Source organism: Actinomycetospora flava (assembly GCF_037400335.1).
GTDB lineage: Bacteria > Actinomycetota > Actinomycetes > Mycobacteriales > Pseudonocardiaceae > Actinomycetospora > Actinomycetospora flava.
Map to the genome: position 1 here is coordinate 96864 of NZ_JBBEGM010000016.1, position 23876 is coordinate 120739.

Here is a 23876-nt window from a genome sequence, read left to right on the forward strand (position 1 = left end):
TCCGGGTCAAGGAGGGCATGATGCGCGCGTGGCGACCACTCCCAAGTTCGGCTGGCTCTCCCCGGTGATCGGGAACCGGTGGAGCGACCACCGCCCCATCGCCGCCGACCAGGACACCGCGATCCTGCCGACGGCGCTCCCGCACTTCGACTCGCTGTGGATCGCCGACCACTTCTACGGCTTCGACCGGAAGACCGACCCCTTCCTCGAGGCGTGGACGACGCTGACGTGGCTCGCGGCGCGCCACCCCGACGTCGAGCTGTGCCACCACGTGCTCGGCGTCGGCTACCGCCACCCGCCGCTGCTCGCGAAGATGGCCGCGACGCTGCAGTACCTGTCCGGCGGCCGCTTCGTCCTGGGGATCGGCGCCGGCTGGCGCGAGCCCGAGTACGAGGCCTACGGCTACGACTTCCCCCGGCCCGCGGTGCGCTTCGCCCAGCTCGAGGAGGCGATCACCATCTGCCGGCTGATGTGGACCGAGGCCGACCCGTCGTTCGAGGGCCGGCACTACCGCATCGACGGCGCCGCCGCCCCGCCGCTGACCGACCCGCCGCCGCGCGTGTGCATCGGCGCCGCGGGCGAGAAGGTCGGCCTGCCTCTCGTCGGTCGGCTCGCGGACATGTGGAACGGCCCGTTCAAGGGGGAACCGGAGGACTTCGTCCGGCGCCGCGACATCGTGCGCCGTACCGCCGAGGAGGCCGGCCGGGACCCGGGACGGATCGAGGTGTCGGTGACGCTCGAACGCGCCCTCCCCGAGAGCGACGAGGACTCCGCGCGCCTGGTCGAGGAGCTCGCGGCGAAGCGTGACGTCGGCGTCGACCACTTCGTCATGGACTTCGGCAACCCGGCCTCGACCGAACCGGTCCTGCGCTTCGCGGAACAGGTCATCGCGCCGCTCCGGGCCTGACCGCTCCCGGGGCCCGTCCGGTGATCACGAGCGCCTCATGCACCTCGGGTGGGCGTTCCGGGTGCACAGCGCGCCCCTGATCTCCGGGGGTCTCGCGCGGGCTCCTTGCTCCGGTGATCAAGAGTGTCTGGTGCACCTCCGACCGGCGGTTGAGGTGCATGACGCGCTCCTGATCTCCGAAAGCAAGTCGGAGGGAACCGCTCGCGCGCTGCGGCACTCCAACCCGGTATGGACCTCGCGAGACCCTTCCGCGGCAGCGCCGCCGTGCGCGCCGGAGCGACCACCCGGCGCCGCCTCGACGGCCCCGGCTTCGACCGCCTGGGCTACGACACCTACGTCGCCGCCGGCACGAGGCTCGACCTGCGCGGACGTGCGACGGCGGCGGCGCTCGGGGCGTCCGGTGCCGTCGTCGGCGGGCTCGCGGCCGCCCACATCCACGGGGCGGACTGCGCGTCGCCCGCCGCGATCGAGCTCGTCGTCGGGCGTCGACGGATCCAGCCCTGGCCCGGCGTGCGCATCCGGCAGGACGTCCTCACGGAGGATGAGGTCATGCCGCTCGACGGCGTGCTGGTCACCTCACCGTTGCGCACGATGTTCGACCTGGCGTGCACGCTCCCGCACGACGAGGCGGTCGTCGCCGTGGACGCGCTCGCGCGCCTGTACCGGCTCGATCCCCGGCAGTTGCTCGCCTACCCGGCCGCCCGCGACAACCCGCGGGGTGTCCTGAGCATCCCGGCTGTCGTCGCCGACGCCGACCCGCGGGCCGAGTCGCGGCCGGAGACCCTCGCTCGCCTGATCATGCACCGTGCCGGGCTGACGCCGACGCCGCAGCTCCCGGTGTACGACGAGCACGGAGTGTTCGTCGGTCGCCTGGACTTCGCCTGGGAGGAGTGCAAGCTCGGCGGGGAGTACCAGGGGGACCACCACCGCGTCGACCGCGACCAGTGGCTGCGCGACGCCTCCCGCACCGCGGAGTTCGCGTCGTGCGGCTGGTCGATCCTCCCGATCACCTCGGACGACGTCTTCCGCCGGCCGGCCGAGTTCGTCCGACGCACCAGGGCCGCCGTCGCCGCCCGCCGGCGCGAGTTCGCGGCCCGGTTTCGATGATCAGGAGCGTGCTGCGCACCTCGGGGCGCCGATCGAGGTGCATGAGGCGCTCGTGATCATCATGGGGCCGGTGGGCGCCCGCACCTGCCGGGGATCACGAGCGCGCTGTGCACCTCGGAGCGCCCTGCGAGGTGCATGAAGCGCTCGTGATCTCCGACGCCGCGCTCACCGCGGAACACCCCGCACCCCCGCCGCGAGCGCCCTTGACCCGACCGGGTGTGATGCTAGTCTCGCCACGCGTACCAAACGATCGGTAGGTGCGTCGACAACGACGTCTTCGCAGGTCGGGGGACCCATGACGGCCACGCTCGAACCGCCGGACATCCTCTCGGCGGAGTTCGCCCGGGATCCGTACAGCGCGTACCGGCTGCTCCGCGACGAGTTCCCGCTCGTGTGGCACGAGGGCATGCAGACGTACGTGATCAGCCGCTACGAGGACGTCCAGCGCGCCTTCAAGGACCCGGTCTTCACGAGCGAGAACTACGCCTGGCAGCTCGAGCCCGTGCACGGGCGCACGATCCTGCAGATGGAGGGCCGCGAGCACTCCACGCACCGCTCGCTCGTCGCCCCCGCGTTCCGCGGCAAGGCGCTCACCGAGCGCTTCGGCCCGACGATCCGGCGCAACTCCCGCGATCTGGTCGACGCGTTCCGCGCCGACGGCCAGGTCGACCTCGTCGACGCCTACGCGACGCGGTTCCCGATCAACGTCATCGTCGACATGCTCGGGCTGCCGCGCACCGACCACGACCGCTTCCACGGCTGGTACACGTCGATCATGGGGTTCCTCGGGAACCTCGCCGGCGACGAGGCCGTCGCCGCGGAGGGCCTGCGCACGAAGGCCGAGTTCGAGGACTACATGATCCCGCGCATCCGGGAGCGCCGCGCGCACCCGGGGGACGACCTCCTTTCCACGCTCTGCGCCGCGGAGATCGACGGCGAGTCGATGACCGACGAGGAGATCAAGGCGTTCTGCAGCCTGCTGCTCACCGCGGGCGGCGAGACCACGGACAAGGCGATCACCAGCCTGATGGCCGACCTCGTCGCGCACCCCGAGCAGCTGGAAGCGGTCAGACAGGACCGCACCCTCATCCCCGCCGCCTTCGCCGAGACGCTCCGGTGGTCGCCGCCCGTCCACATGATCATGCGCCAGCCCGCCGAGGATGTGGCGCTCTCGGGCGGGATCGTGCAGGCCGGGCGCACGGTCACCTGCCTCATCGGCGCCGCCAACCGCGACGACCGCCGCTTCGACCGCCCCGACACCTTCGACGTCCTGCGCGCCGACCTCGACCATTCGCGCGCCTTCTCCGCCGCCGCCGACCACCTCGCCTTCTGCCTCGGCCGGCACTTCTGCGTCGGCGCGCTGCTGTCGCTGTTCGAGATCGAGGTCGGCGTGAACGACCTCCTCGACGCGATGACCGACATCCGCTTCGCCGGCGGCGAGCCGCCGCCCGAGACCGGGGTGTTCACCCGAGCCCCCGGCCGCCTGCTCCTCGAGTTCACCCCCAGCTAGGAGGCCCGCCGTGCCCGTCCGCCCCCACATCGAGAACCTCCTCGGCAAGGCCTCCTGGGGCTACGACGAGGCCGACCCGGACCTCATCGCGTCCTGCTTCACCTCCGACGCCCGCATGAGCCTGCGCATCGGCCGCGACGGCCAGTTGATCGGCCCGTTCGAGGGGCGCGAGGCCATCCGCAAGCTGCACGCCGACTCGATGGCCGCCCAGAACGACCAGCGCCGGCACAACCTCTCCAACCTGTGGTTCGAGAAGGAGAGCGACGACGAGGCGATCGCGACCACCAACCTGACGCTGCTCTCGATCGAGAACGGCTCGGTGCGGGTGCTCTCCAGCGGCTGGTACCGCGACCAGCTCGTGCACCAGAACGGCACGTGGCTGATCGCCGACCGGTACGTCTACCTCGACCTCCCGTACTGAGCCATGGTCAACATCGGGCGCATCCCCGAGAAGTGGGCGGCCCTGACCCCGCGCGGGGACGCCGTCGTCGACACCACCACCGAGCGCCGCACGAGCTGGGCCGAGCTCGACGAGCGCGTGCGCCGGCTGGCCAACGGGCTGCGCGCCCCGCGCCCCGACGGCCTCGCCCTGCAGCGCGGCGACCGCGTCGCCGTGCTCGCGAAGAACTCCACGGAGTTCCAGGAGATCTACTTCGCCGCGGGGCGGGCGGGGCTCGTCGTGCAGCCGCTGAACTGGCGCCTCGGCGCCGGCGAGCTCGCGCGGATCGTCGCCGACGGCGGGCCGCGCGCGATTGTCGTCGCGGGGGAGTGGGCCGAGGTCGGGCGCGAGCTCGGCGGGCTGGTCGACGTCGAGCACTGGCTCTCCTACGGCCCGGGCGGCGACGGCAGCTACGAGGACCTGCTGGCCGCGGCGTCCGACGCCGAGCCCGCGGACAGCGCCACCGTCGGGGACGACGACCCGTTCTTCATCCTCTACACGGGCGGCACGACCGGGGCGTCCAAGGGCGCGCTGCACACCCACCGCAGCGCGTCGTTCGGGATGCTCAACCAGACCGTCGCCGAGCGCATCGTCCCGACCGACGTCTACATGCTGACCGGGCAGATGTACCACATCCCGGTCGTCCTCTCGATGAACTACCTGCGCCACGGCTGCCCGCTGGTGCTGATGAACTTCGAGGCCACGCGCTCGCTGGAGATCATCGAGGCGGAGCGGGTCTCGGCGTTCCTCGGCATCACGACGATGCTCAACTGGATGATGGCGGTGCCCGGCTTCGACCGGTACGACATCGCCAGCCTGCGCAACATCCAGTACGGCGGCGGGCCCATGCCGTCGGCCGTGGTCAAGAACGCGCTGCAGGCCTTCCCGTGCACGCTCATCCAGGGCTACGGGCAGACCGAGGGCACGACGATGTGCTTCCTCTCCCAGGAGGACCACCACGCCGCGGTCAACGGCGTGCACCCCGAGCGGCTGCGGTCGTGCGGGCGCGAGGGGTTCGTGACCTCGGTGCGGATCGTCGACGTCGACGGCAACCCGGTGCCGACCGACGGGGCCACGGTCGGGCAGATCGTCGTGCGCTCCGAGGCCAACATGGCGGGCTACTGGAACCGCCCCGATCTCACCGCCGACACCCTGCGCGACGGCTGGATGTGGACCGGCGACCTCGCCACCTGGGACGCCGACCGCTACGTGTTCATCGTCGACCGCGCCAAGGACATGATCATCTCGGGCGGCGAGAACATCTACTCGGTCCAGGTCGAGGAGGCCGTCAACCACCACCCCTCGGTGCTGGAGTGCGCGGTGATCGGCGTGCCCGACGAGGAGTGGGGCGAGAGCGTCAAGGCGTTCGTCGTGCTCAAGCCGGACACGACCGCCACCGAGGCCGACATCGTCGAGACCGCCCGGGCGCACCTCGCGTCGTACCAGAAGCCGCGATCGGTCGAGTTCGTCGACGCCCTGCCCAAAGCGCCCACCGGGAAGATCCTCAAGCGCGAGCTGCGGGCGCCGTTCTGGACCGACGCCGAGAGGAGCGTCTGAGATGACCGGACGCATGGAGGGCAAGGTCGTCCTCGTCACCGGGGCCGCCCGCGGGCAGGGCCGGAGCCACGCGGTCCGCCTCGCGCAGGAGGGCGCCGACGTCGTCGCCGTCGACCTGTGCGCGGGCATCGACACCGTCGTCGGCAAGTACCCGCCCGCGACGCGCGAGGACCTCGACGAGACCGTCGCGCTGGTCGAGAAGCTGGACCGGCGGGTCGTCGCCCGCGTCGCCGACGTGCGCGATCAGGCGGCGCTCGACGGGGCGGTCGCCGACGGGATCGCGGAGCTGGGGCGCCTCGACGGCGTCGTCGCCAACGCCGGCATCGCGAGCTACGGGCGCGCGTGGGAGCTCGACGAGACCACGTGGCAGGACATGCTCGACGTCAACCTCACCGGCGTCTGGCACACCGCGAAGGCCGCGATCCCGCACCTGATCGAGGGGGAGCGGGGCGGGGCGATGGTGTTCACCAGCTCCATCGGCGGGTTCAAGGGCATCCAGCGGGTCGGCCACTACGTCTCGGCGAAGCACGGCGTCGTCGGGCTGATGCGCAACCTCGCCAACGAGCTCGCGCCCTACCGCGTGCGCGTCAACACGGTGCACCCGACCAACGTCGACACGCACATGATCCAGAACCCGGGCACCTGGGGGATGTTCGCCCCCGGCGACCCGGAGCCGACGCAGGAGAAGGCGATCCCCGGCTTCACCTCGCTGAACGCGCTCGAGATCCCGTGGATCGAGTCGGTCGACGTCTCGAACGCGGTGCTGTTCCTGCTCTCCGACGAGGCCCGCTACATCACCGGCGCGACGCTGCCCGTCGACGCCGGTGCCGCCGTCAAGTGACCCCTGGGAGACGACCATGAAGACACGAGGCGCGCTGCTCTGGGAGCCCGGCACGCGGTCGGGCTGGAGCGTCGAGGAGATCGAGCTCGACCCCCCGAAGGAGCACGAGGCGCTGATCAAGCTGGCGGCGTCGGGGGTGTGCCACTCCGACGACCACCTCGACACCGGCGACATCCCGCTGCCGTGGGCACCGGTGCTCGGCGGCCACGAGGGCGCCGGGGTCGTCGAGGAGATCGGCCCGGGCGTCACGGCGGTGAAGCCGGGCGACCACGTCGTCCTCTCGTTCCTGCCGTCGTGCGGGCGCTGCCGCATGTGCGTCAAGGGCAGGTCGAACATGTGCGAGCTCGGCGCGGGCGTGCTCGCCGGCGTCGCGCCCGACGGCACGCACCGCGTGCACGCGCAGGGTCGGGGCGTCGGCTGCATGTCCTACCTCGGGACGTTCGCGCCGTACGTCGTCGCGCCCCTCGACGCGGTCATCCCGATCCCCGAGGACATGCCGCTGGACAAGGCGGCGCTGATCGGCTGCGGCGTCCCGACGGGCTGGGGCTCGGCGGTGTACGCGGCGGAGATCGACCTGGGCGACACCGTCGTCGTGGTCGGCACGGGCGGTGTCGGCATGAACGCCGTGCAGGGCGCGCGGCACAAGGGTGCCCGGAACGTCGTCGCCGTCGATCCGGCGCCGTTCAAGCGCGAGAAGGCGGTCGAGTTCGGCGCGACGCACGTCGCGAAGGACTTCGAGGAGGCCGGGCAGGTCGTCGAGGGGCTCACCAACGGGCAGGGCGCCGACCGCGTGATCATCACGGCCGGCGTCGTCACCGGCGACCTCATGAACCCGGCCCAGGAGATGACCCGCCGCGGCGGCACGATGGTGCTCACCGGCGCCGCCCCCGTGCTGCAGCGCGACGTGCCGTTCGACCTGTTCACGTTCGCCATGTCCGGCAAGCGGCTGCAGGGCTCCCTCTACGGCACGACCACGAGCCGCACCGACGTGCCGCTGCTCGCCGACCTGTACCAGCGCGGCGAGCTCAAGCTCGACGAGCTGATCACCCGCACCTACTCGCTCGACGACATCAACCAGGCGTTCCGCGACATGCACGACGGCAAGAACGTGCGTGGCGTGATCATCTACGACTGAGGGCCCGAGCCATGCCGAACGCGGACGACCGCGCCGAGATCATCCAGGCCACCCATCTCTACGCCCGGGGCCTCGACCGCTTCGACCCCAAGGAGGCCCTCTCCGCCTACACCGACGACGCCGTCTGGGACGCGACCGGCGTCGGGCTGGAGCGCTACGAGGGCCGCGAGCAGGTCCTCGCGTTCTTCGAGCGCGACGCCGGCTCGATGGCCGAGCAGTTCCACCTCATGACCAACCACGTCGTCGAGTTCGACGACGACGACCACGCCCACGGCACGAACTACGTGCTGGCCGAGGGGAGGACGACCACCGGCGCGTCGATCAAGGCGGCGGCGTTCAACGAGGACACCTACCGGCGCACGGCGGCCGGCTGGAAGATCGCCAGTCGTGTGATCACGCCCTTGACGACACCGCAGATGGAGGGGTTCGAGGCGTGAAGGACGCGAAGCGGGGCGGGAGCCGGACCATGAACGCGGATCCCGAGGAGGTCGTCCGCGACTATCTCGACGCGGTCGGCGGGCTGGACCTCGACGCGCTGGCGGACACCTTCGCCGACGAGGTCGTCATGGACCTGCCCTACGCCCCGCCCGGCTTCCCGCGGCGGGTCGAGGGCAAGGCCGACGTGACCGCCTTCTTCGGCGGGCTGCCGGCGATCATCACGCCGCTGCGCTTCCACGACTACCGGCTCGACACCCTGGCCGACGACCCGGGATCGATCGTCGCGCACTACGCCAGCGACGCCCGCATCCTCGCCACCGACCGGCCCTACCGGAACTCCTACGTTTCGCGGTTCCAGGTCCGCGGGGGCGCGATCACGTGGTTCGCGGAGTACTTCGACCCGATCACGCTGGTCGAGGCCCTCGGCGGCACGGTGACGATGCCGGGCCAGGAGGTCCCGACGTGAGGGTGCTGCGCACCCTGCCCGGGCTGCTGGACGACGCGGCGGCGCGGTCGCCGACGCGGGAGGTGGCGTTCCCGTCCGAGCGGGCGTCGTGGCCGGCGGTCCGCGACGCCGCCCGTGCCTGGGCGGCCGGTCTGCACGCGCGCGGGGTGGGACCGGGCGACCGCGTGCTGCTCGTGCTGCCGGGCGGGCTCGACGTCGTCGTCGGCATCGTCGCGGCGACGATGCTCGGGGCGATCCCGACGCCGCTGAACCCCCGCGGCACGGCGGACGAGACGGCGTGGCTGCGCGGCGACGCCGACCCGGCCGTGGTGGTGGCCTCGCCGGAGCTGCTGGCGCTCGCCGGGCCGGGGGCCGTCACGCCGGCGGAGGTGGCCGGCGACCCGTCGCGGGCGCCCGAGGTCGAGGTTGGGCCGGACGACCCCATGATCCTGCTCTACACCTCGGGCACCACGTCGCGCCCGCGCGGCTGCGTGCACACCCACGGTGCGTACGCCGCGCTCGGCGAGAACCTCGTCGAGCGCCTCCGGCTGACCCCCGACGACCGCTTCTGGACGCCGCTGCCGATGCACCACTGCGGCGGGATCGACCTGCTCATGGGCTCGCTCGCGGCCGGCTGCACGCTCGTGCACGTCGGGGCGTTCACGGCGGACACGGCGTGGCGCCAGCTGGTCGACGAGCGCGCGAGCGTGGCGTTCCCGGCGTTCGACACGATCTGGCTGCCGGTGCTCGACCACCCTGCCTACGACCCGGCGCTCGTGCCCGACCTGCGCACGGTCATCAACGTCGGGCCCGCGGAGCGGATGGCGGCGATGCAGGCGCGCATGCCCGGGTCGACGCAGATCTCGTGCCTCGGGGGCACGGAGGCGGCCGGGTTCTGCTGCGTGGGGTCGGTCGACGACCCGCCCGAGGCGCGCGCGGGCACGAGCGGGGTGCCGCTGCGGGACATGGAGGCGGCGGTCCGCGACCCGGAGACGGGCCGCGAGTGCGGTCCGGGCGAGATCGGGGAGTTCCTGCACCGGGGCGTCTCGCGCATGGCGTATTACCACGGCGACCCGGAGACGACCGCCGAGCGGATCGACGCCGAGGGCTGGTTCCACACCGGGGACCTGGTGCGCCGTGACGCCGCCGGCCGGTTCACGTTCGTCAGCCGGCTCAAGGACATGCTCAAGGTCGGCGGGGAGAACGTCGCCGCCGCGGAGGTCGAGGGCCGTCTCGCGGAGCACCCGGCGGTCGGCGTGGTGGCGGTCGTCGGCGCGCCGGACGCCCGCCTCGGCGAGGTGGCCGCGGCGTACGTCGAGCTGACGCCGGCGTTCCGCGGCGCCGACCGGGAGGAGCTGGGACGCGAGCTCGTCGACCACTGCCTGGCGGCGCTCGCGACGTTCAAGGCGCCGCGCTACGTCGAGTTCGTCGAGGACTGGCCGATGTCGGGCACCAAGGTGCAGAAGGGGGTGCTGCGCGAGCGGATCGCCGCCGACCTCGCCGCGCGGGGGATCGCCGAGGCGCCGCGGCTGTCGCGGCGTCACCTGACGGCGGGGTGAGCCGCACGACGCACGTCTACCGACCGTATGGTGGACGGTCGCGAGCGAACACCGGGAGCAGAGCACATGGCACAGGACCGCCGCCCGGCCGGGCGCAGTGAGCGCCGGGCCGCCGGGGAGCGCAAGCCCCGGGAGGAACGCTGGGCGCAGCTCCTCGAGGTGGCCACCCAGATGTTCTACGAGAAGGGCTACGACGGCGCCTCCCTGCAGGACATCGCCGACCGTCTCGGCATGCTCAAGGGCAGCCTGTACTACTACATCCAGTCCAAGGAGAACCTGCTCTTCGAGGTGATCAGCGAGGTCCACCGCGAGGGCTTCGCCGTGGTGTCGTCCGCGTCGCAGGGCCCCGGCGACCCGCTGGACCGCCTCGAGCGCACCATCCGCGCCCACGTCGAGCACGCGTGCCGCAACCTCGTGCCGACCGCGGTGTTCCTCCACGAGCTCGAGTCGCTGCCCACCGCCCGCCGCGAGGAGATCCTCGGCACCGGCCACGCCTACCAGGGCGTGTTCCGGGACCTCGTCGCCGAGGCCCAGCGCGCGGGCCTGGCCCGCCCCGACGTCGACCCCCGCGTCGCCGGGCTCTCGATCCTCGGGTCGACGAACTGGGTGTACCGCTGGTTCCGCGCCGACGGCCCCTCGACGCCCGAGGAGATCGGCGTCCAGCTCGCGGCCATGGCCGTGCACGGTGTCGCGACCGCCGACGCCCTCGCCGCCCGGGGGGCCGCGGTCGGCGCGTAGGGGTCCGTGGTGATCAGGGCGAGCCCAGCACCACCAGCGCGCCGCCGGCCGTCACGCGGTCGCCCGGGGCGACGTGCACGGCGTCGACGCGCGCCGCGTGCGGCGCCCGCACGGGCAGCTCCATCTTCATCGCCTCGAGCACGACGAGCACCGCGCCGGCGGCCACGTCGTCGCCGGCCTTCACCGCGACGTCGACGACCGTGGCGTCCATCGGCGCGACGGGGTCACCGGTCGCCGCGACGGCCGTCGTGGGCCCCGTCGTGGGGGCGGCGGTCACCTCGACCTCGGCCTCGCCCCGGTGCCGCGGCACGCGCAGGGCCAGCGGGCCGCGGTCGGTGGCGAGGAGGAGGCGCCGCGGCCCGGTCGTCGCGGTCGCGGCGGAGGCCTCGGGCGCCCAGTCCCGCTCGACGCTGCCGGTGTCGTGCGCCATCGCGGCGTGGTCGGGACGGTCGAGCACCGTGCGCAGGTAGGACGCCGTGGTGGGCACGCCCGTGACGGCGAGGTCGTCGAGCGCCCCGGCGAGGCGGGTCGCCGCAGTGGCGCGGTCGGGGCCCCAGGCCAGGATCTTGCCGACCAGCGAGTCGTACTCGCCGGGCACGGCGTCGCCGGCCTCCGCACCGAGGTCGGCGCGCACCCAGGGGCCGGTGGGCACGCTGAGCGCGGTGATGCGTCCCGGCGACGGGCGGAAGCCCGCGCCCGGGTCCTCGGCGGCGATGCGGGCCTGGATCGCGTGGCCGCGGACCTCGATCTCCCCGACGACGTCCTGCAGGTGCTCCCCGGCGGCCAGCCGCAGCTGCGCGACGACGAGGTCGACGCCGGTGACCATCTCGGTGACGCCGTGCTCGACCTGCAGGCGGGTGTTCATCTCCAGGAAGGCGGGCGCGCCCGTGTCGCGGTCGAGCAGGAACTCGACGGTGCCTGCGCCCCGGTAGCCGACCGCCGCCGCGAGCCGGAGCGACGCCTCGTGCAGCTCGTCGCGGACGGGCAGGTCTGGCGCCGGCGCCTCCTCGAGCAGCTTCTGGTGGCGGCGCTGCACGGTGCAGTCGCGGTCGCCGAGGACGGCCACGGCGCCGTGGTGGTCGGCGAGCACCTGCACCTCGACGTGGCGCGCGCGGGCGACGTGGCGCTCGAGGAAGACCTCGCCGCGCCCGAACGCGGCGGCGGCCTCGCGCTCGGCGGCGACCAGGGCGGCGTCGAGGTCGTCGGGGCCGGCGACCACCCGCATGCCCCGCCCGCCCCCGCCGTGCGCGGCCTTCACCAGCAGCGGGTAGCCGATCGCCGCCGCGGCCTCGCGGGCGTGTCCCGAGGACACGGGTCCGTCGGTCCCCTCCAGCACCGGCACCCCGGACTCCCGGGCCAGCGCCCGCGCGCGCACCTTGTCGCCCATCGCCGCGACGACCCCGGCGGGCGGGCCGACGAACACCAGCCCGGCGTCGACGACGGCCCGCGCGAACCCGGCGTCCTCGGCGAGCAGGCCGTAGCCGGGGTGCACGGCCCACGCCCCGTGGGCGGTCGCTGCGGCCACCAGCGCGTCGGCGTCGAGGTAGGACGTCACGGGGACGGCGACGTCGGCGACCCGCGTCACCAGCGATCCCGCGTCGACCTCGGTGTGGACCGCGATGGAGCGCAGGCCCAGCTCACGGCAGGCCCGCACGATGCGCACGGCGACCTCACCGCGGTTGGCGACGAGGACCGAGCCGAGCATGGCGACCTCCCGAGAACCCATCTACCAAACGGCCGGATGGTAGATTACCGTCGCCGCGAGAGCCACGTCACGTCATGCGGGAGGCGCCGTGCCAGTCGAGAACGCCGCGCAGGCGGAGCTCGACCGCCGCCGCGCGGCCGCCGAGGCCATGGGCGGCGAGGCGGCGATCGCGAAGCACCGGGCGTCGGGCCGGATGCCGGTGCGCGAGCGGGTCGCGCTGCTGGTGGACGCCGGGAGCTGGTTCGAGATCGGCGCGCTGGCCGAGCCGGAGATCCGCCGCGAGAAGCCGGTGCCCGGCGACGCCGTCGTCACCGGGTTCGGCACGCTGGACGGGCGCCGGGTCGGCGTGATCGGCATCGACGCGACCGCGGTGGCCGGCACGACGGCGCCGATCAGCATGCGCAAGCAGGGGCGTCTCATCGAGCACGCGCAGCGCGGCGGTTTCCCGCTCGTGCTGCTCTGCGACGCCGACGGCGGCCGGATGCCCGACGTCATGGGCTGGCGGTTCTCGGGCCTGCCGCTGGACTTCACGAGCTTCCTCGGCGCCACCGACGGCTCGCCCGCCGTTCCCCGCGCGGCCGCGGTGCTCGGCCCCAGCTACGGCGACTCGGCCCTGCACGCCGCCACCGCGCACTACGTCGTCATGACCCGCGGCTCCTCGGTGGCGCTGTCCGGGCCGTCGGTGGTGGAGCCCGCCATCGGCGAGCGGCTCACCGACGACGAGCTCGGCGGGCCCGAGGCCGCGACCGCGGCCGGCAACGCGCACCTCGTCGTCGACACCGAGGCCGACGCCCTGGCCGCGCTCGGCGCCTTCCTGTCGTACCTGCCGTCGAACGCCGCGCTGCCGGCCCCGGTCAGCGAGCCCGTGGCGCCGGCCCGCAGCGACATCGCCGCCGTCGTGCCCACCGGCGCCCGCGCGGGCTACGACATGCGCGAGGTGCTCGCCGCCGTCGCCGACGCCGAGTCGGTGCTGCCGTGGGCCGACGGGTGGGGCCCGAGCCTGCTGTGCGCGCTCGCGCGCATCGAGGGCCGGCCCGTGGGCATCGTCGCCAACCAGCCCCTGGTGCGCGCCGGCGCGCTCGACCCGGAGTCGCTGGCCAAGGAGCACGACTTCGTCGACCTCTGCGACACCTTCGGGCTCCCGCTGGTGTTCCTGCACGACGTGCCGGGCCTGATGATCGGCAGCCACGCCGAGCGCGCCGGCATCCTGCACGCCTACGAGCGCACCGTCGCGCGCATCGCCCGCGCCGCGGTGCCGCGCGTCGGGGTGGTACTGCGCAAGGCGTACGGGGGCGGGCACTTCGCCATGGGCGGGCGCCCCACCCGGCCGGACTTCCTCTACGCCTGGCCGGGAGCGGAGATGGGGTTCATGGCGCCGGAGACCGGCATCCGCACCGTCCACCGCCGCGCGCTCGACCGCCTGCTCGAGGAGGAGGGTCCCGAGGCCCGCGACGCCCGCGCGGCGGAGCTGACCGCCGAGTGGGTCGCCGAGTCCGAGCCGTGGGAGGCCGCCGCGCACCTCTCGCTCGACGACGTCATCGCTCCCGCGGCCACCCGGCACGTCATCGCCACCAGCATCGAGATCGCCTGGGGCGACCGGCCGCACCGGACGGGAGGTGGGAGATGACCGAGTACACCGAGATCACCGTCAAGGACGACGGCCCCGTCGCGGTCGTCCACCTCGACCGTCCCGAGAAGCTCAACGCGCTCACCGAGGCGTTCTGGCCGCAGATGCGCGACGCGCTCGCACGCCTCGAGGCGGCCGGCACGCGCGCGGTGGTGCTCACCGGGTCCGGCGACAAGGCGTTCTCCGCAGGCGGCGACATCGCCGGGTTCGGCGAGCTGGAGGGCACCGCGGCCAAGCGCGCGTTCCAGGCCGAGTGCCTGCGCACGTTCGCCGCGATCGAGGAGTCGCCGCTGCCGGTGATCGCCGCCGTCAACGGCTACGCGTTCGGCGGCGGCTGCGAGCTGGCGCTGGCGTGCGACCTGGTCCTCGCCTCCGAGCGCGCGGCGTTCGCCATGCCCGAGAGCGGGATCGGCCTCGTCCCGGGCTTCGGCGTCCTGCGCGGGCCGGCGGTGATGGGCCGGCACTGGACGAAGTGGATGGTGCTCGCGGGCGAGCGGATCGACGCCGCGACGGCCGAGCGCATCGGGCTCGTGCAGAAGGTGACCCCGCACGACGCCCTGCTCGACGAGGCCGTCGCGGTGGGCCGGCGCATCGCGCGCGCCGCGCCGCTGGCCGTGCGCGTCGGCAAGACGATGATCAACCGCGGCGTCGACCGCGGCGAGACCGGCTACTCGCTCGAGGCGGTGACCATGCTGCAGGAGACCGCGGACACCGCCGAGGGCATCGCCGCGTTCACCGAGAAGCGACCCCCGAGGTTCGAGGGACGCTGATGGATCCCTTCGTCGCGCTCATGCGCCGCTACGTCGTCGACTACACCAACTCCCACGACCTCGCCGTCTGCGACGAGATCATGGAGCCCGACTACGTGCTGTTCATGGGCCCGCACGAGGTCGCCGGGCGCGACGAGGCCTACAAGCCGGCGACGCGCCGCCAGCTCGAGCAGTTCCCCGGCCTCGGGCTGACCGTGCACGACGTCGTCAGCAACGGCGAGCGCCTGGCGCTGCTGTTCAGCGAGCACGGCGCGTCGGTGCGCCACGGCGGGGCGCTCGCGGCGTGGCGGGGGCTCGGGCTCTACGCGTGGAACGGCACCCGGCTGACCGCCAACCGCGTCGAGCAGGACTACCTGGCGCGGCGCCGCCAGCTCACCGACGGGGTGCCCGACACGGTGCCCGCGCCCGCGCTCGCACCCTGGGACACGCCCGCGCGTGAGCCCGACCCCGCGGTGGAGGCCGTCGCCGCCGCCTGGGCCGCGCACGGGGCGCACGCGGTGGGCGACGTGGTGCTCGACGACGGCCGCGACACGGACGATCTCGTCGACGCCGACGAGGTGGTCGTCGACGACCTGTTCACCGCGGGCGACCGCGCCGCGGTGCACGTGACCGTCCGGGGGCGGTTCCGCGGCGGACTGCCGGACCTCGACGACCACCGCGGGGCCCCCGCGACCCTGTACGCCGCCGCGCTCGTCACCGTCGCCGGCGGGCGGGTCGTCGCCGGGCAGGTGGTCCGCGACCGGCTGGGGCTCGCGAAGGCGCTCACCTCGGCGGGAGCCCGGGCGTGACCCGCGTCGGCCTGTACCTCGACCTGCGCATCCCGCCGGGCGCGCGCGGCGCCGACGTCTACGCGCGCACGCTCGACCGGGTCGCCGACGCCGAGCGCCGGGGCCTCGAGGCGGTGTGGGTCACCGAGCACCACGGCTTCGCCGACGGCTACCTGCCCGCGCCCCTGACGGCGGCCGCGGCGATCGCCGCGCGGACGCGCACCCTGCGCGTCGGGACCGCGGTGGTGATCGGGCCGATGCTGCCCGTCGAGACCCTCGCCGAGCAGGCCGCCGTCGTCGACCTGGTCTCCGGCGGGCGCCTCGAGCTCGGGGTCGGCGCGGGCTGGAGCGCCGCCGAGTTCGCCCGGGTCGGCGCCGACCACCGCGCCCGCTACGCGACCCTCGAGGACCACCTGCGCCGGCTGCCCGGGCTGTGGGCCGACGGCACCGTCACGCCCGCGCCGGTCCAGGACCCGCTGCCGACGTGGGTGGGCGCGCGCGGCCCGCGCGGCGCGCGCCTGGCCGGGCGCGTCGGGGCCGGGCTGCTGTGGCTCGACCCCGCGCTGGAGGCCCCGTACGCCGAGGGGCTGGCCGGCCGCCCCGGGCGTCTGGGCGGCCTGGTCAACGTGCTGCTCGCCGACGACCCGGACGCCGCGAAGGCCGAGGTGCGCGCCGCCGCGCGCCGCAACCGCGAGTCGTACCGGGGCAACGACGACCAGGCCGCGACGCGCAAAGTCGATGGTCCGGCTCCGCTCCGCTCCGCGTCCGGCGACGCCACGTTCCCGAAGCTCCGCGTGCTCACCGCCGACGACGCGGTGACGGCGGTCCGGGCGCAGCTCGCCGCGCTGGCGCGGTTCCCCGTCACCGACGTCTTCTGCTTCGCCGACCTCGGCGGCCTGCCCGCCGACGTCGTCGACCGCCACCTCGAGCTGGTCACCGACGTCCTGCGGCCCGGACTGGCTCCCGTCACCGTCGGAGGTGCGCCGTGACCCCCGTGACCCCCGAGACCCCCGAGACCCCCGACCTCCCCGACGACCTCCTCACCCCCGAGGCCGTCCGCGACCCCGACGGCGCCGCCGCCGTGCTGCGCGAGCACGACCCGGTGCACTGGAGCCCGACGCACCGCGCCTGGCTGGTGACGCGCTTCGACGACGTCGTCGCCGCCTTCCGCAACCCGGCGCTGTCGTCGGACCGGGTGCGGCCGCTGATGACCAGGGCGTCGGGCGCCCCCTCCCGGCGCGTCCTCGGCCTGATCAGCGAGTGGATGGTCGTCACCGACCCGCCCGCGCACACCCGCCTGCGGCGCCTGGCCGGGGCGGCGTTCAAGCAGCAGCAGATCGCCGCCATGGAGGAGCGGATCCAGGGCCTCGTCGACGAGCTGGTCGACGCGTTCCTCGCCGACGAGGGCACGGACCTGGTCGCGGGCGTCGCCTACCCGCTGCCCGCGATCGTCATCGCCGAGATGCTCGGCGCCCCGCCGGCGGACCGCGACCGCTTCCGCGCCTGGTCCGACGAGCTCGCCCTCGTCGCGTTCGGCGCCGGCGGCGACGCGCGCCCCGACCGCCACGAGCGGGCGCTGCGCGGGCTCGAGGAGATGGCGGGCTACTTCCGCGAGCTCGTCGCGCACCGTCGCCGGGAGCCCGGCGGGGACATGCTCTCGGCGATGATCGGCGAGGGGAGTGATCCCGAGGCCCTGTCCGACGACGAGCTCGTCGGCATGTGCGCGCTGCTCCTGTTCGCCGGGCACGAGACGACCACCAACGCCATCGCCAACGCGGTCCGGCTGCTCACCGCCGACCCCGCGCTGCGCGACCGCGTCCGCGACGACCCGGCGCTGGTCAACCCGGCCGTCGAGGAGGCGCTGCGCCTCGTCGGGCCGATCAAGGTGCTGGTGCGCTGGGTCGTCGAGGACCACGAGCTGCGCGGACGCGAGATCCGCCGCGGCGAGCGCGTCTACCTGCTGCTCTGCGGCGCCAACCGCGACCCCGAGCGCTTCACCGACCCGGACACCGTCGACCTCGCCCGCGAGCGCGCCACCCACGTCGCCTTCGGGCGCGGCATCCACGCCTGCATCGGCGCCCAGCTCGCGCGCATCGAGACCCGGATCGCCGTCGGCACGCTGCTGCGCCGGCTGCCCGGCCTGCGGGTGGCGGGGGACGCGGAGTACCTGCCGACGATCGCGTCACGCGCGCAGGAGTCGCTGACGGTGGTGCACGACGGCGTCCCGGCCGGGAGCGCGCGATGAGGCCTCGCGTCACGACGCTGCACGAGCTGGTCGACGAGTCCGCCGCCCTCGCCCCGGACGCCGAGGCCCTGGTCTTCGCCGACGGCGAGCGGCTGGGGGTCGGGGCGCTCGCCGACCGGTCGGTGCACCACGCCGCCGCGCTGCTCGCCCTCGGCGTCGCCCCGGGCGACCGGGTGGCGCTGCTCCTGCCCGCGTCCGCCGACCTCGTCGCGCTGCTGCTCGCCGTGACGCGGATCGGGGCGGTCGCGGTGCCGGTCAACGCCCGCTACCGGCCCGACGAGGTGCGCCACGTCGTCGTGCACTCCGGCGCCGTGCTCGTCGTCACCGCGCCGCCGAGCACGCCGGGTGCGCCCGACCTCGACGACCTCGCCCGCCGCGCCGTGGCCGCCGGGCCGGCGCCGGAGCTCCGCGCGCTGGTGACCGTCGGGCAGCTGGCCGGCGGCGACCGGGACGCGGTGCGGGACGCCCAGGCCGGCACCCGCGTCCGCGACGCCGCCGTGCTCGTCTACACGTCGGGCACCACCGCGGCGCCGAAGGGCGCGCTGCTCTCCCACGAGGCCCTGGTGCGGCTCGCGGCCGGGATCGCCGAGCGGATGGCGCTCACGCCCGCCGACCGCATCTGGACCGCGATCCCGCTGTTCCACGGCGGCGGCATCACGTTCGCCCTCGCGGCGCTGACCGCGCGCGCCGCGTTCGTCCACCCCGGCTTCTTCGACCCGGCGACCACGCCCGCACTGCTGGAGAGCGAGCGGGTCACGGTGGCGCTGGCGGCCTTCGAGACGATCTGGATGCCGGTGCTCGACCGGCCCGACCAGCCGGACCGCGACTGGTCGCGGATCCGGCTCGTCATGGCGGTCGGCGTGCCCGAGCGGCTGCGCACCATGGCGGAGCGGGTGCCGCAGGCGGTGCACGTGTCGTGCGTGGCGATGACCGAGTCGTCGGCGTTCCTCGCCCTGGGCCGACTCGACGACCCGCCCGAGGCGCGCCTGACCACCGGCGGCCACCCGATGCCGGGGATGAGCGTGCGCGTCGTCGACCCGGACACCGGCGCGGACCTGCCGCCCGACACCCCCGGCGAGCTGCTCTTCCGCGGGCCGACGGCGTTCGACGGCTACTTCCGCGACCCGGAGGCCACCGCCGCGACCATCGACGCGCAGCGCTGGGTGCACACCGGCGACGTCGTCACCGTCGACGGCGACGGCCGCGTCACCTTCCGCACGCGGCTCAAGGACATGCTCAAGGTCGGCGGCGAGAACGTGTCGGCCGCGGAGATCGAGAACCACCTCCTGACGCACCCGGCGGTCGGCGTCGTCGCGGTGGTCGCCGCGCCGGACGCGCGCTACGTCGAGGTGCCGGCCGCGTTCGTGCAGCTCGCGCCGGGGGCGAGTGTCACCGCCGAGGAGCTGATCGCGCACTGCGTCGGGCGCATCGCGAGCTTCCGCGTGCCGCGCTACGTGCGGTTCGTCGACGCCTGGCCGATGTCGGGCACGAAGATCCGCAAGGTCGAGCTGCGCGGCCGGATCGCCGAGGAGCTCGCCGCGGCGGGCATCACCGAGGCGCCGCGGGTCGGCGCGTGACGGCCCCCGCGCCCGAGGACCTCGCCGGCCGCCGCCTGCCCGGCGGCACCTGTCGCGTCGAGGGCTACGAGAGCCTGCTGATGCACGACGCCGTGCGGGCACCACGGTCGGAGGACCCGCACCCGATCTGGGCGTTCCTCGCGCCGCAGCGGGGGATGGGGTACTCGCTCGGCGCACTGTTCGAGAGCTTCGGCTGCCCGCTCGACGCGGGGCCGCTGCTGGGGCGGTTCGGCGCACGGCTCGCGGGGCCGCTCGCGCTCGACGTCGAGCACGAGGTGCGCGGCGGCGTCACGACGGTGCGCCGCCGGCGGGGGCGCGTGCTCGGCGTCGTCGACGAGGTCGAGATGGTGCTCGACCTGCTCCGTGACGGCGGCCCGGTGCTGACCGCGACCTACGGGTTCCTGCTGCCGCGGCCCGGGGTCACGGAGGCGCCGTCCGCCGAGCCGACACGTGCCGGCGTCCCGGACGGCCCCGAGCACCCCGGACCGTCGCTCACCGTCCGCGCCGACGAGATGAAGCTGATGGCGCTGCTGCTGCGCGACCCGAACCCCATCCACCTCGACCCGGACGCCGCCGCGGCGGTGGGCCTCGGGCGCGCGTGCGTGAACCAGGGCCCGGCGAACCTCGCGTACGCGCTGACCCACGTCACCGCGCGGCACCCCGGCGCGACGCTCACGGCGTTCGACGCCCGGTTCCGCGCGACGGTCGTCGCCGGCGACGTGGTCACGCCGGTGGCGCGCGACGACGGGTCCTTCGCGCTCCGGCACGCCGACGGCCGTGACGCGGTGACGGGCACCGCGCAGTTCTGACAGGAGGACCGCCACGGGACGCGTCGAGCGCAAGGTCGCCCTGATCACCGGGGCCGCGCGCCGCCAGGGGCGCTGGCACGCGCTGCGGCCGGCGCAGGAGGGCCGACGTCGTGCTCGTCGACGCCTGCACCCTCGGAGCAGGCCGAACCGTTGTGATCGGGACCACCTCGGCTCTAAACTACCGATCGTTTGGTAGCGGCGAGCGGAGGCTCATGGCTCTCGACGATGCGAGCACGGCGTTGCTGGTCCAGCTCGGGGAGAGCGGTCTCCCCCCGATCAGCGACATGACCCCGGAGCAGGCCCGCAACCTCGGGCCGGCGCTCGCCGAGATGTACGGGCCGGGGCCCGACGTGGCGCACGTCGTGGAGCCCGCGGACGCCCCGGTGCCGGTCCGGGTGATCGTCCCCGACGGCACGCCGAACGGCGTCGTCGTCTACTACCACGGGGGCGGCTGGGTGATCGGCGCGCTCGACGAGTTCGAGACGCTGGGCCGGACCCTCGCCGTGCGCACCGGCTGCGTCGTGGTGCTCGTGGACTACCGGCTCGCGCCCGAGCACCGGTACCCGGCGGCCGTGGAGGACGCCTGGGCGGCGCTGCGCTGGGTCGACGAGCAGGTGGAGACGCTCGCGGGCGCCCGCGTGCCGGTGGTCGTCGCCGGCGACTCGGCGGGCGGCAACCTCACCGCCATCGTCGCCCGCCGCGCCCGCGACACCGGCGGCCCGGCGCTCGCCGGCCAGGTGCTCGTGTACCCCGTCACCGACGCGGACGTCGACCGGCCGTCGTACGTCGACCCGGCCAACCAGCTGATCGTCAGCCGCGGGGCCATGATCTGGTTCTGGGGCCACTACATCCCGGACCCGGCGGTGCGGGGCGAGCCGGACGCGTCGCCGTTGCGCGCCGACGATCTCGGCGGGCTCCCGCCCGCGGCCGTCCTGCTCGCCGAGCACGACCCGCTGCGCGACGAGGGCCAGGCCTACGCGCAGCGCCTGACCGAGGCCGGGAACGCCGTCTCGACGCTGCTCGTGCCCGGTCAGATGCACGGCTTCTTCACCCTGCTCACCCTGCCCGGCGCCGCCGTGGGGATGGACTTCGTCGTCGAGGAGATCGCGAAGCACCTCGCCGCAGCGTCCTGACGAGTGCACCGACACCCACCCACCGGAGGTGACCCATGGCCGCTGACCCCGTCCGCCGCGTCGACGCCCTCGTCGTCGGCGCGGGCCTGTCCGGGCTCTACATGCTCCACCGGTTCCGCGAGCTCGGGCTCGACACCATCGTCCTCGAGGCCGGCGGCGACATCGGCGGGACGTGGTTCTGGAACCGCTACCCCGGCGCGCGCTGCGACGTGGAGAGCATGGAGTACTCGTACTCGTTCTCCCCGGAGCTCGAGCAGGAGTGGGACTGGAGCGAGAAGTACCCGACGCAGCCGGAGATCCTGCGCTACGTCCACCACGTCGCCGACCGCTTCGGCCTGCGCGACGGGGTCCGGCTGGACACGCGCGTCGCGTCGGCGCACTTCCGTGACGCCGAGGGCCGCTGGACGGTGACGACGGAGGCGGGCGACCGCTACGACACCGAGCAGCTGGTGATGGCCACCGGATGCCTGTCGACCTCGAAGGGCCCCGACGTCCCCGGCGTCGACCGCTTCGCCGGCCGCACGTTCCACACCGCGCACTGGCCGCACGGGCGCGTCGACTTCACCGGGCGGCGAGTCGCGGTGATCGGCACCGGGTCGTCGGGGATCCAGGCGATCCCGCTGATCGCGCAGGAGGCCGCGGACCTCACGGTGTTCCAGCGGACCGCGAACTTCAGCATGCCCGCGAACAACGCGCCGCTGTCCGACGAGGCCCAGGCCGAGCGCAAGCGGGGCTACCGCGAGCACCGGAAGGCGGCGCGCGAGTCCGGGTTCGGCGTGCCCGTCCCGGAGGCGACGAAGTCGGCGCTGGAGGCCGACCCCGAGGAGCGCCGCGCCCAGTACGAGAGCGTCTGGGGCCGCAACCTGGTCGGGCTGCTGACCTCGTACACCGACAGCATCACCGACCGCGCCGCCAACGACACCGCGGCCGAGTTCGTCCGGGAGAAGATCCGCAGCATCGTCGACGACCCGGACACCGCCGAGACGCTGTGCCCGCGCGACCACCCGTTCGGCACCAAGCGGCCGTGCCTCGACAGCGGGTACTACGCGACGTTCAACCGCGAGACCGTGCACCTGGTCGACCTGCGGAGGACGCCGCTGGTCGAGATCACCGAGCGCGGGGTCCGCACCTCGGACGCGGAGTACGCCGTCGACGACATCGTCTTCGCCACCGGCTTCGACGCGATGACGGGCAGCCTGGCCGCGATCGACATCCGGGGCCGGGCGGGGCTGCCGCTCTCCGACAAGTGGGCGGACGGGCCCGTGACCCACCTCGGGCTGCAGGTCGCCGGGTTCCCGAACCTCTACACGATCACGGGGCCGGGCAGCCCGTCGGTGCTGTCGAACATGATGGTGTCGATCGAGCAGCACGTGGACTTCGTCGCCGACACCGTGGCCCACGCGCACGCGCGCGGCGACACGGTCGTCGAGTCCACCGCGGAGGCCGAGCAGGGCTGGACCGACCACGTCCGCGAGGTCGGCGACTACACGCTCTACCCGCAGGCGAACTCCTGGTACATGGGCTCCAACGTGCCCGGCAAGCCGCGGGTGTTCATGGCGTACATCGGCGGCGTCGGGAACTACCGCGCCCACTGCGACCAGGTGGCTGCCGACGGCTACCCGGGGTTCGCGTTCTCGGCGCCCTAGGAGGGCTCAGCTCCCGGACAGGTCGACGACGAGCGCGGCGACCTCGCGCAGCTTGATGTTGTGGTTCTGCGAGAGGCGGCGCAGCAGCGCGAACGCCTCGCCGTCGCTGTTGCCGCGCGCCATCAGCAGGCCCTTCGCCTGCTCGATCACCGCGCGCGACTCCAGCGCGGTGCGCAGCTCCTCGGTCAGCTTCGCCATCGCGGCCTGGCGGGCGAGCGCGGCGAGCGCGGTGGAGGCGAGGTCGGCGGCGAGCCGGGCCACCGGGCGCACGATGCGCAGGTCGGCGGCCGGGTCGGTGGCGTAGAGGTTGAGGCTGCCGAGCACCTCGTCGCCGCTCGACAGCGGCACGACGAGGCAGGAGCGCACGCCGAGCTCGTCCGCGCACGACGCGTAGGGCGGCCAGGTGCGTCCGGTCGCGTGGTCGACGACGAGCGTGCGGTGCTCGCGCAGCGCCACCGGCACGGGGCCGGCGCCGGCGGCGTACTGGACGTCCTCGAGCGCGGTGAACCGCGCGAGGTCGCGCCGCACGGAGCCCGGGACACCGTGGCGCACGAGCGTGACGCCGTGCCCCGCGACGTCGGGGAGCCCGGGCAGCGCCTGCGCCACGGCGGTCCAGGCGAGCTCCTCGGCGGCGGTCCCGTCGAGCGCGGTCGGCGGCTCCTCGGCGAGCCGGCCCAGCACGCCCGCGACGGCGTTGAGCCCGCGGTCGGCGCGGGTCGTCACGGGCGGGTCGCCGGCGGCGGGCATGCACTCACTCCAGGGGAATCGACCCCGGCGCGCGGGGCAGCTCCTCCGGTGGCGTGAGCGTCTCAACCACCGTGCTTGGCCGGACGAACCTACCGGCCGATCACCGACCGACCCGACCGGGGTCCGGACATGCCGATGTGAGCGGTTTCCGCCCCTATAGGGGCGGAAACCGCT

Annotated in this window: 22 protein-coding genes; 20 read left to right on the top strand and 2 right to left on the bottom strand. The window is 74.3% G+C overall.

The features are described from left to right. The first annotated feature begins 28 nt into the window (after window positions 1–28). The 11 genes from WCD58_RS29225 to WCD58_RS29275 all read left to right on the top strand — a co-directional run bounded on the left by WCD58_RS29225 (window position 29) and on the right by WCD58_RS29275 (window position 10676). A complete protein-coding gene (locus WCD58_RS29225) occupies window positions 29–907 on the top strand; it encodes an LLM class flavin-dependent oxidoreductase (RefSeq protein WP_337706649.1) in 879 nt (292 codons plus the stop codon). Between the two features lie 228 nt (window positions 908–1135). After that, the gene (locus tag WCD58_RS29230; RefSeq protein WP_337706650.1) at window positions 1136–2014 is read left to right on the top strand and encodes a type IV toxin-antitoxin system AbiEi family antitoxin; all 879 of its coding nucleotides are present in this window, start codon (window positions 1136–1138) and stop codon (window positions 2012–2014) included. 295 nt (window positions 2015–2309) lie between these two features. Next, window positions 2310–3524, top strand: coding sequence for a cytochrome P450 (locus WCD58_RS29235; RefSeq protein ID WP_337706651.1), 1215 nt, complete (start codon window positions 2310–2312; stop codon window positions 3522–3524). A gap of 10 nt (window positions 3525–3534) precedes the next feature. Continuing rightward, window positions 3535–3945 carry a nuclear transport factor 2 family protein gene (locus WCD58_RS29240; protein WP_337706652.1) on the top strand — a complete coding sequence of 137 codons (411 nt, stop codon included), beginning with the start codon at window positions 3535–3537 and terminating at the stop codon, window positions 3943–3945. Between the two features lie 3 nt (window positions 3946–3948). Beyond that, the gene (locus WCD58_RS29245) at window positions 3949–5520 is read left to right on the top strand and encodes an AMP-binding protein (RefSeq protein WP_337706653.1); all 1572 of its coding nucleotides are present in this window, start codon (window positions 3949–3951) and stop codon (window positions 5518–5520) included. Between the two features lies 1 nt (window position 5521). Next, complete coding sequence (locus tag WCD58_RS29250) at window positions 5522–6361, top strand: mycofactocin-coupled SDR family oxidoreductase (protein ID WP_337706654.1); 840 nt, start codon at window positions 5522–5524, stop codon at window positions 6359–6361. 16 nt (window positions 6362–6377) lie between these two features. Next, a complete protein-coding gene (locus tag WCD58_RS29255; protein ID WP_337706655.1) occupies window positions 6378–7496 on the top strand; it encodes an NDMA-dependent alcohol dehydrogenase in 1119 nt (372 codons plus the stop codon). A gap of 11 nt (window positions 7497–7507) precedes the next feature. After that, window positions 7508–7933 carry a nuclear transport factor 2 family protein gene (locus WCD58_RS29260; RefSeq protein WP_337706656.1) on the top strand — a complete coding sequence of 142 codons (426 nt, stop codon included), beginning with the start codon at window positions 7508–7510 and terminating at the stop codon, window positions 7931–7933. A gap of 29 nt (window positions 7934–7962) precedes the next feature. Continuing rightward, complete coding sequence (locus WCD58_RS29265) at window positions 7963–8400, top strand: nuclear transport factor 2 family protein (RefSeq protein ID WP_337706657.1); 438 nt, start codon at window positions 7963–7965, stop codon at window positions 8398–8400. After that, window positions 8397–9938 carry a class I adenylate-forming enzyme family protein gene (locus WCD58_RS29270; RefSeq protein WP_337706658.1) on the top strand — a complete coding sequence of 514 codons (1542 nt, stop codon included), beginning with the start codon at window positions 8397–8399 and terminating at the stop codon, window positions 9936–9938. The genes WCD58_RS29265 and WCD58_RS29270 overlap by 4 nt, the downstream gene beginning before the upstream one ends. Before the next feature lie 66 nt (window positions 9939–10004). After that, window positions 10005–10676 (top strand): TetR/AcrR family transcriptional regulator, encoded by a 672-nt coding sequence (locus WCD58_RS29275; protein WP_337706659.1) that lies wholly within the window; start codon window positions 10005–10007, stop codon window positions 10674–10676. Between the two features lie 13 nt (window positions 10677–10689). On the opposite strand, the gene WCD58_RS29280 is transcribed toward WCD58_RS29275, so the two are convergent. Continuing rightward, window positions 10690–12381: an acetyl/propionyl/methylcrotonyl-CoA carboxylase subunit alpha gene (locus WCD58_RS29280; RefSeq protein ID WP_337706660.1), complete on the bottom strand. Its 1692-nt coding sequence runs from the start codon at window positions 12379–12381 to the stop codon at window positions 10690–10692. Window positions 12382–12469: 88 nt separating this feature from the next. Here WCD58_RS29280 and WCD58_RS29285 point away from each other — a divergent pair, with 88 nt between their 5' ends. From WCD58_RS29285 to WCD58_RS29330, 9 genes are all read left to right on the top strand, one after another. Then, window positions 12470–14008, top strand: a complete 1539-nt coding sequence (locus WCD58_RS29285) for an acyl-CoA carboxylase subunit beta (protein WP_337706661.1) — start codon at window positions 12470–12472, stop codon at window positions 14006–14008. After that, the gene (locus WCD58_RS29290; RefSeq protein WP_337706662.1) at window positions 14005–14778 is read left to right on the top strand and encodes an enoyl-CoA hydratase/isomerase family protein; all 774 of its coding nucleotides are present in this window, start codon (window positions 14005–14007) and stop codon (window positions 14776–14778) included. The genes WCD58_RS29285 and WCD58_RS29290 overlap by 4 nt, the downstream gene beginning before the upstream one ends. Then, a complete protein-coding gene (locus tag WCD58_RS29295; RefSeq protein WP_337706663.1) occupies window positions 14778–15566 on the top strand; it encodes a nuclear transport factor 2 family protein in 789 nt (262 codons plus the stop codon). Before WCD58_RS29290 ends, WCD58_RS29295 begins: the two co-directional genes overlap by 1 nt. Beyond that, complete coding sequence (locus WCD58_RS29300; RefSeq protein WP_337706664.1) at window positions 15563–16534, top strand: LLM class flavin-dependent oxidoreductase; 972 nt, start codon at window positions 15563–15565, stop codon at window positions 16532–16534. Before WCD58_RS29295 ends, WCD58_RS29300 begins: the two co-directional genes overlap by 4 nt. Continuing rightward, a complete protein-coding gene (locus tag WCD58_RS29305) occupies window positions 16531–17790 on the top strand; it encodes a cytochrome P450 (protein ID WP_337706665.1) in 1260 nt (419 codons plus the stop codon). Before WCD58_RS29300 ends, WCD58_RS29305 begins: the two co-directional genes overlap by 4 nt. After that, the gene (locus tag WCD58_RS29310) at window positions 17787–19367 is read left to right on the top strand and encodes a class I adenylate-forming enzyme family protein (RefSeq protein ID WP_337706666.1); all 1581 of its coding nucleotides are present in this window, start codon (window positions 17787–17789) and stop codon (window positions 19365–19367) included. The genes WCD58_RS29305 and WCD58_RS29310 overlap by 4 nt, the downstream gene beginning before the upstream one ends. Beyond that, window positions 19364–20176 carry a MaoC family dehydratase gene (locus WCD58_RS29315; RefSeq protein WP_337706667.1) on the top strand — a complete coding sequence of 271 codons (813 nt, stop codon included), beginning with the start codon at window positions 19364–19366 and terminating at the stop codon, window positions 20174–20176. The genes WCD58_RS29310 and WCD58_RS29315 overlap by 4 nt, the downstream gene beginning before the upstream one ends. A 212-nt stretch (window positions 20177–20388) precedes the next feature. Next, entirely contained in the window at window positions 20389–21309 is a 921-nt protein-coding gene (locus WCD58_RS29325) for an alpha/beta hydrolase (RefSeq protein WP_337706668.1), read from the top strand. Between the two features lie 35 nt (window positions 21310–21344). Beyond that, window positions 21345–22955, top strand: coding sequence for a flavin-containing monooxygenase (locus tag WCD58_RS29330; RefSeq protein WP_337706669.1), 1611 nt, complete (start codon window positions 21345–21347; stop codon window positions 22953–22955). A gap of 6 nt (window positions 22956–22961) precedes the next feature. On the opposite strand, the gene WCD58_RS29335 is transcribed toward WCD58_RS29330, so the two are convergent. After that, the gene (locus WCD58_RS29335) at window positions 22962–23702 is read right to left on the bottom strand and encodes a GAF and ANTAR domain-containing protein (protein ID WP_337706670.1); all 741 of its coding nucleotides are present in this window, start codon (window positions 23700–23702) and stop codon (window positions 22962–22964) included. Window positions 23703–23876: the final 174 nt, after the last annotated feature.

Excerpts from the sequence above, each read along its gene's own strand:
- WCD58_RS29230 (WP_337706650.1), top strand. The coding sequence starts at position 1,136 with ATGGACCTCGCGAGACCCTTCCGCGGCAGCGCCGCCGTGCGCGCCGGA.
- WCD58_RS29235 (WP_337706651.1), top strand. The coding sequence starts at position 2,310 with ATGACGGCCACGCTCGAACCGCCGGACATCCTCTCGGCGGAGTTCGCC.
- WCD58_RS29245 (WP_337706653.1), top strand. The coding sequence starts at position 3,949 with ATGGTCAACATCGGGCGCATCCCCGAGAAGTGGGCGGCCCTGACCCCG.
- WCD58_RS29250 (WP_337706654.1), top strand. The coding sequence starts at position 5,522 with ATGACCGGACGCATGGAGGGCAAGGTCGTCCTCGTCACCGGGGCCGCC.
- WCD58_RS29255 (WP_337706655.1), top strand. The coding sequence starts at position 6,378 with ATGAAGACACGAGGCGCGCTGCTCTGGGAGCCCGGCACGCGGTCGGGC.
- WCD58_RS29260 (WP_337706656.1), top strand. The coding sequence starts at position 7,508 with ATGCCGAACGCGGACGACCGCGCCGAGATCATCCAGGCCACCCATCTC.
- WCD58_RS29265 (WP_337706657.1), top strand. The coding sequence starts at position 7,963 with ATGAACGCGGATCCCGAGGAGGTCGTCCGCGACTATCTCGACGCGGTC.
- WCD58_RS29275 (WP_337706659.1), top strand. The coding sequence starts at position 10,005 with ATGGCACAGGACCGCCGCCCGGCCGGGCGCAGTGAGCGCCGGGCCGCC.
- WCD58_RS29280 (WP_337706660.1), bottom strand. The coding sequence starts at position 12,381 with ATGCTCGGCTCGGTCCTCGTCGCCAACCGCGGTGAGGTCGCCGTGCGC.
- WCD58_RS29290 (WP_337706662.1), top strand. The coding sequence starts at position 14,005 with ATGACCGAGTACACCGAGATCACCGTCAAGGACGACGGCCCCGTCGCG.
- WCD58_RS29295 (WP_337706663.1), top strand. The coding sequence starts at position 14,778 with ATGGATCCCTTCGTCGCGCTCATGCGCCGCTACGTCGTCGACTACACC.
- WCD58_RS29310 (WP_337706666.1), top strand. The coding sequence starts at position 17,787 with ATGAGGCCTCGCGTCACGACGCTGCACGAGCTGGTCGACGAGTCCGCC.
- WCD58_RS29325 (WP_337706668.1), top strand. The coding sequence starts at position 20,389 with ATGGCTCTCGACGATGCGAGCACGGCGTTGCTGGTCCAGCTCGGGGAG.
- WCD58_RS29330 (WP_337706669.1), top strand. The coding sequence starts at position 21,345 with ATGGCCGCTGACCCCGTCCGCCGCGTCGACGCCCTCGTCGTCGGCGCG.
- WCD58_RS29335 (WP_337706670.1), bottom strand. The coding sequence starts at position 23,702 with ATGCCCGCCGCCGGCGACCCGCCCGTGACGACCCGCGCCGACCGCGGG.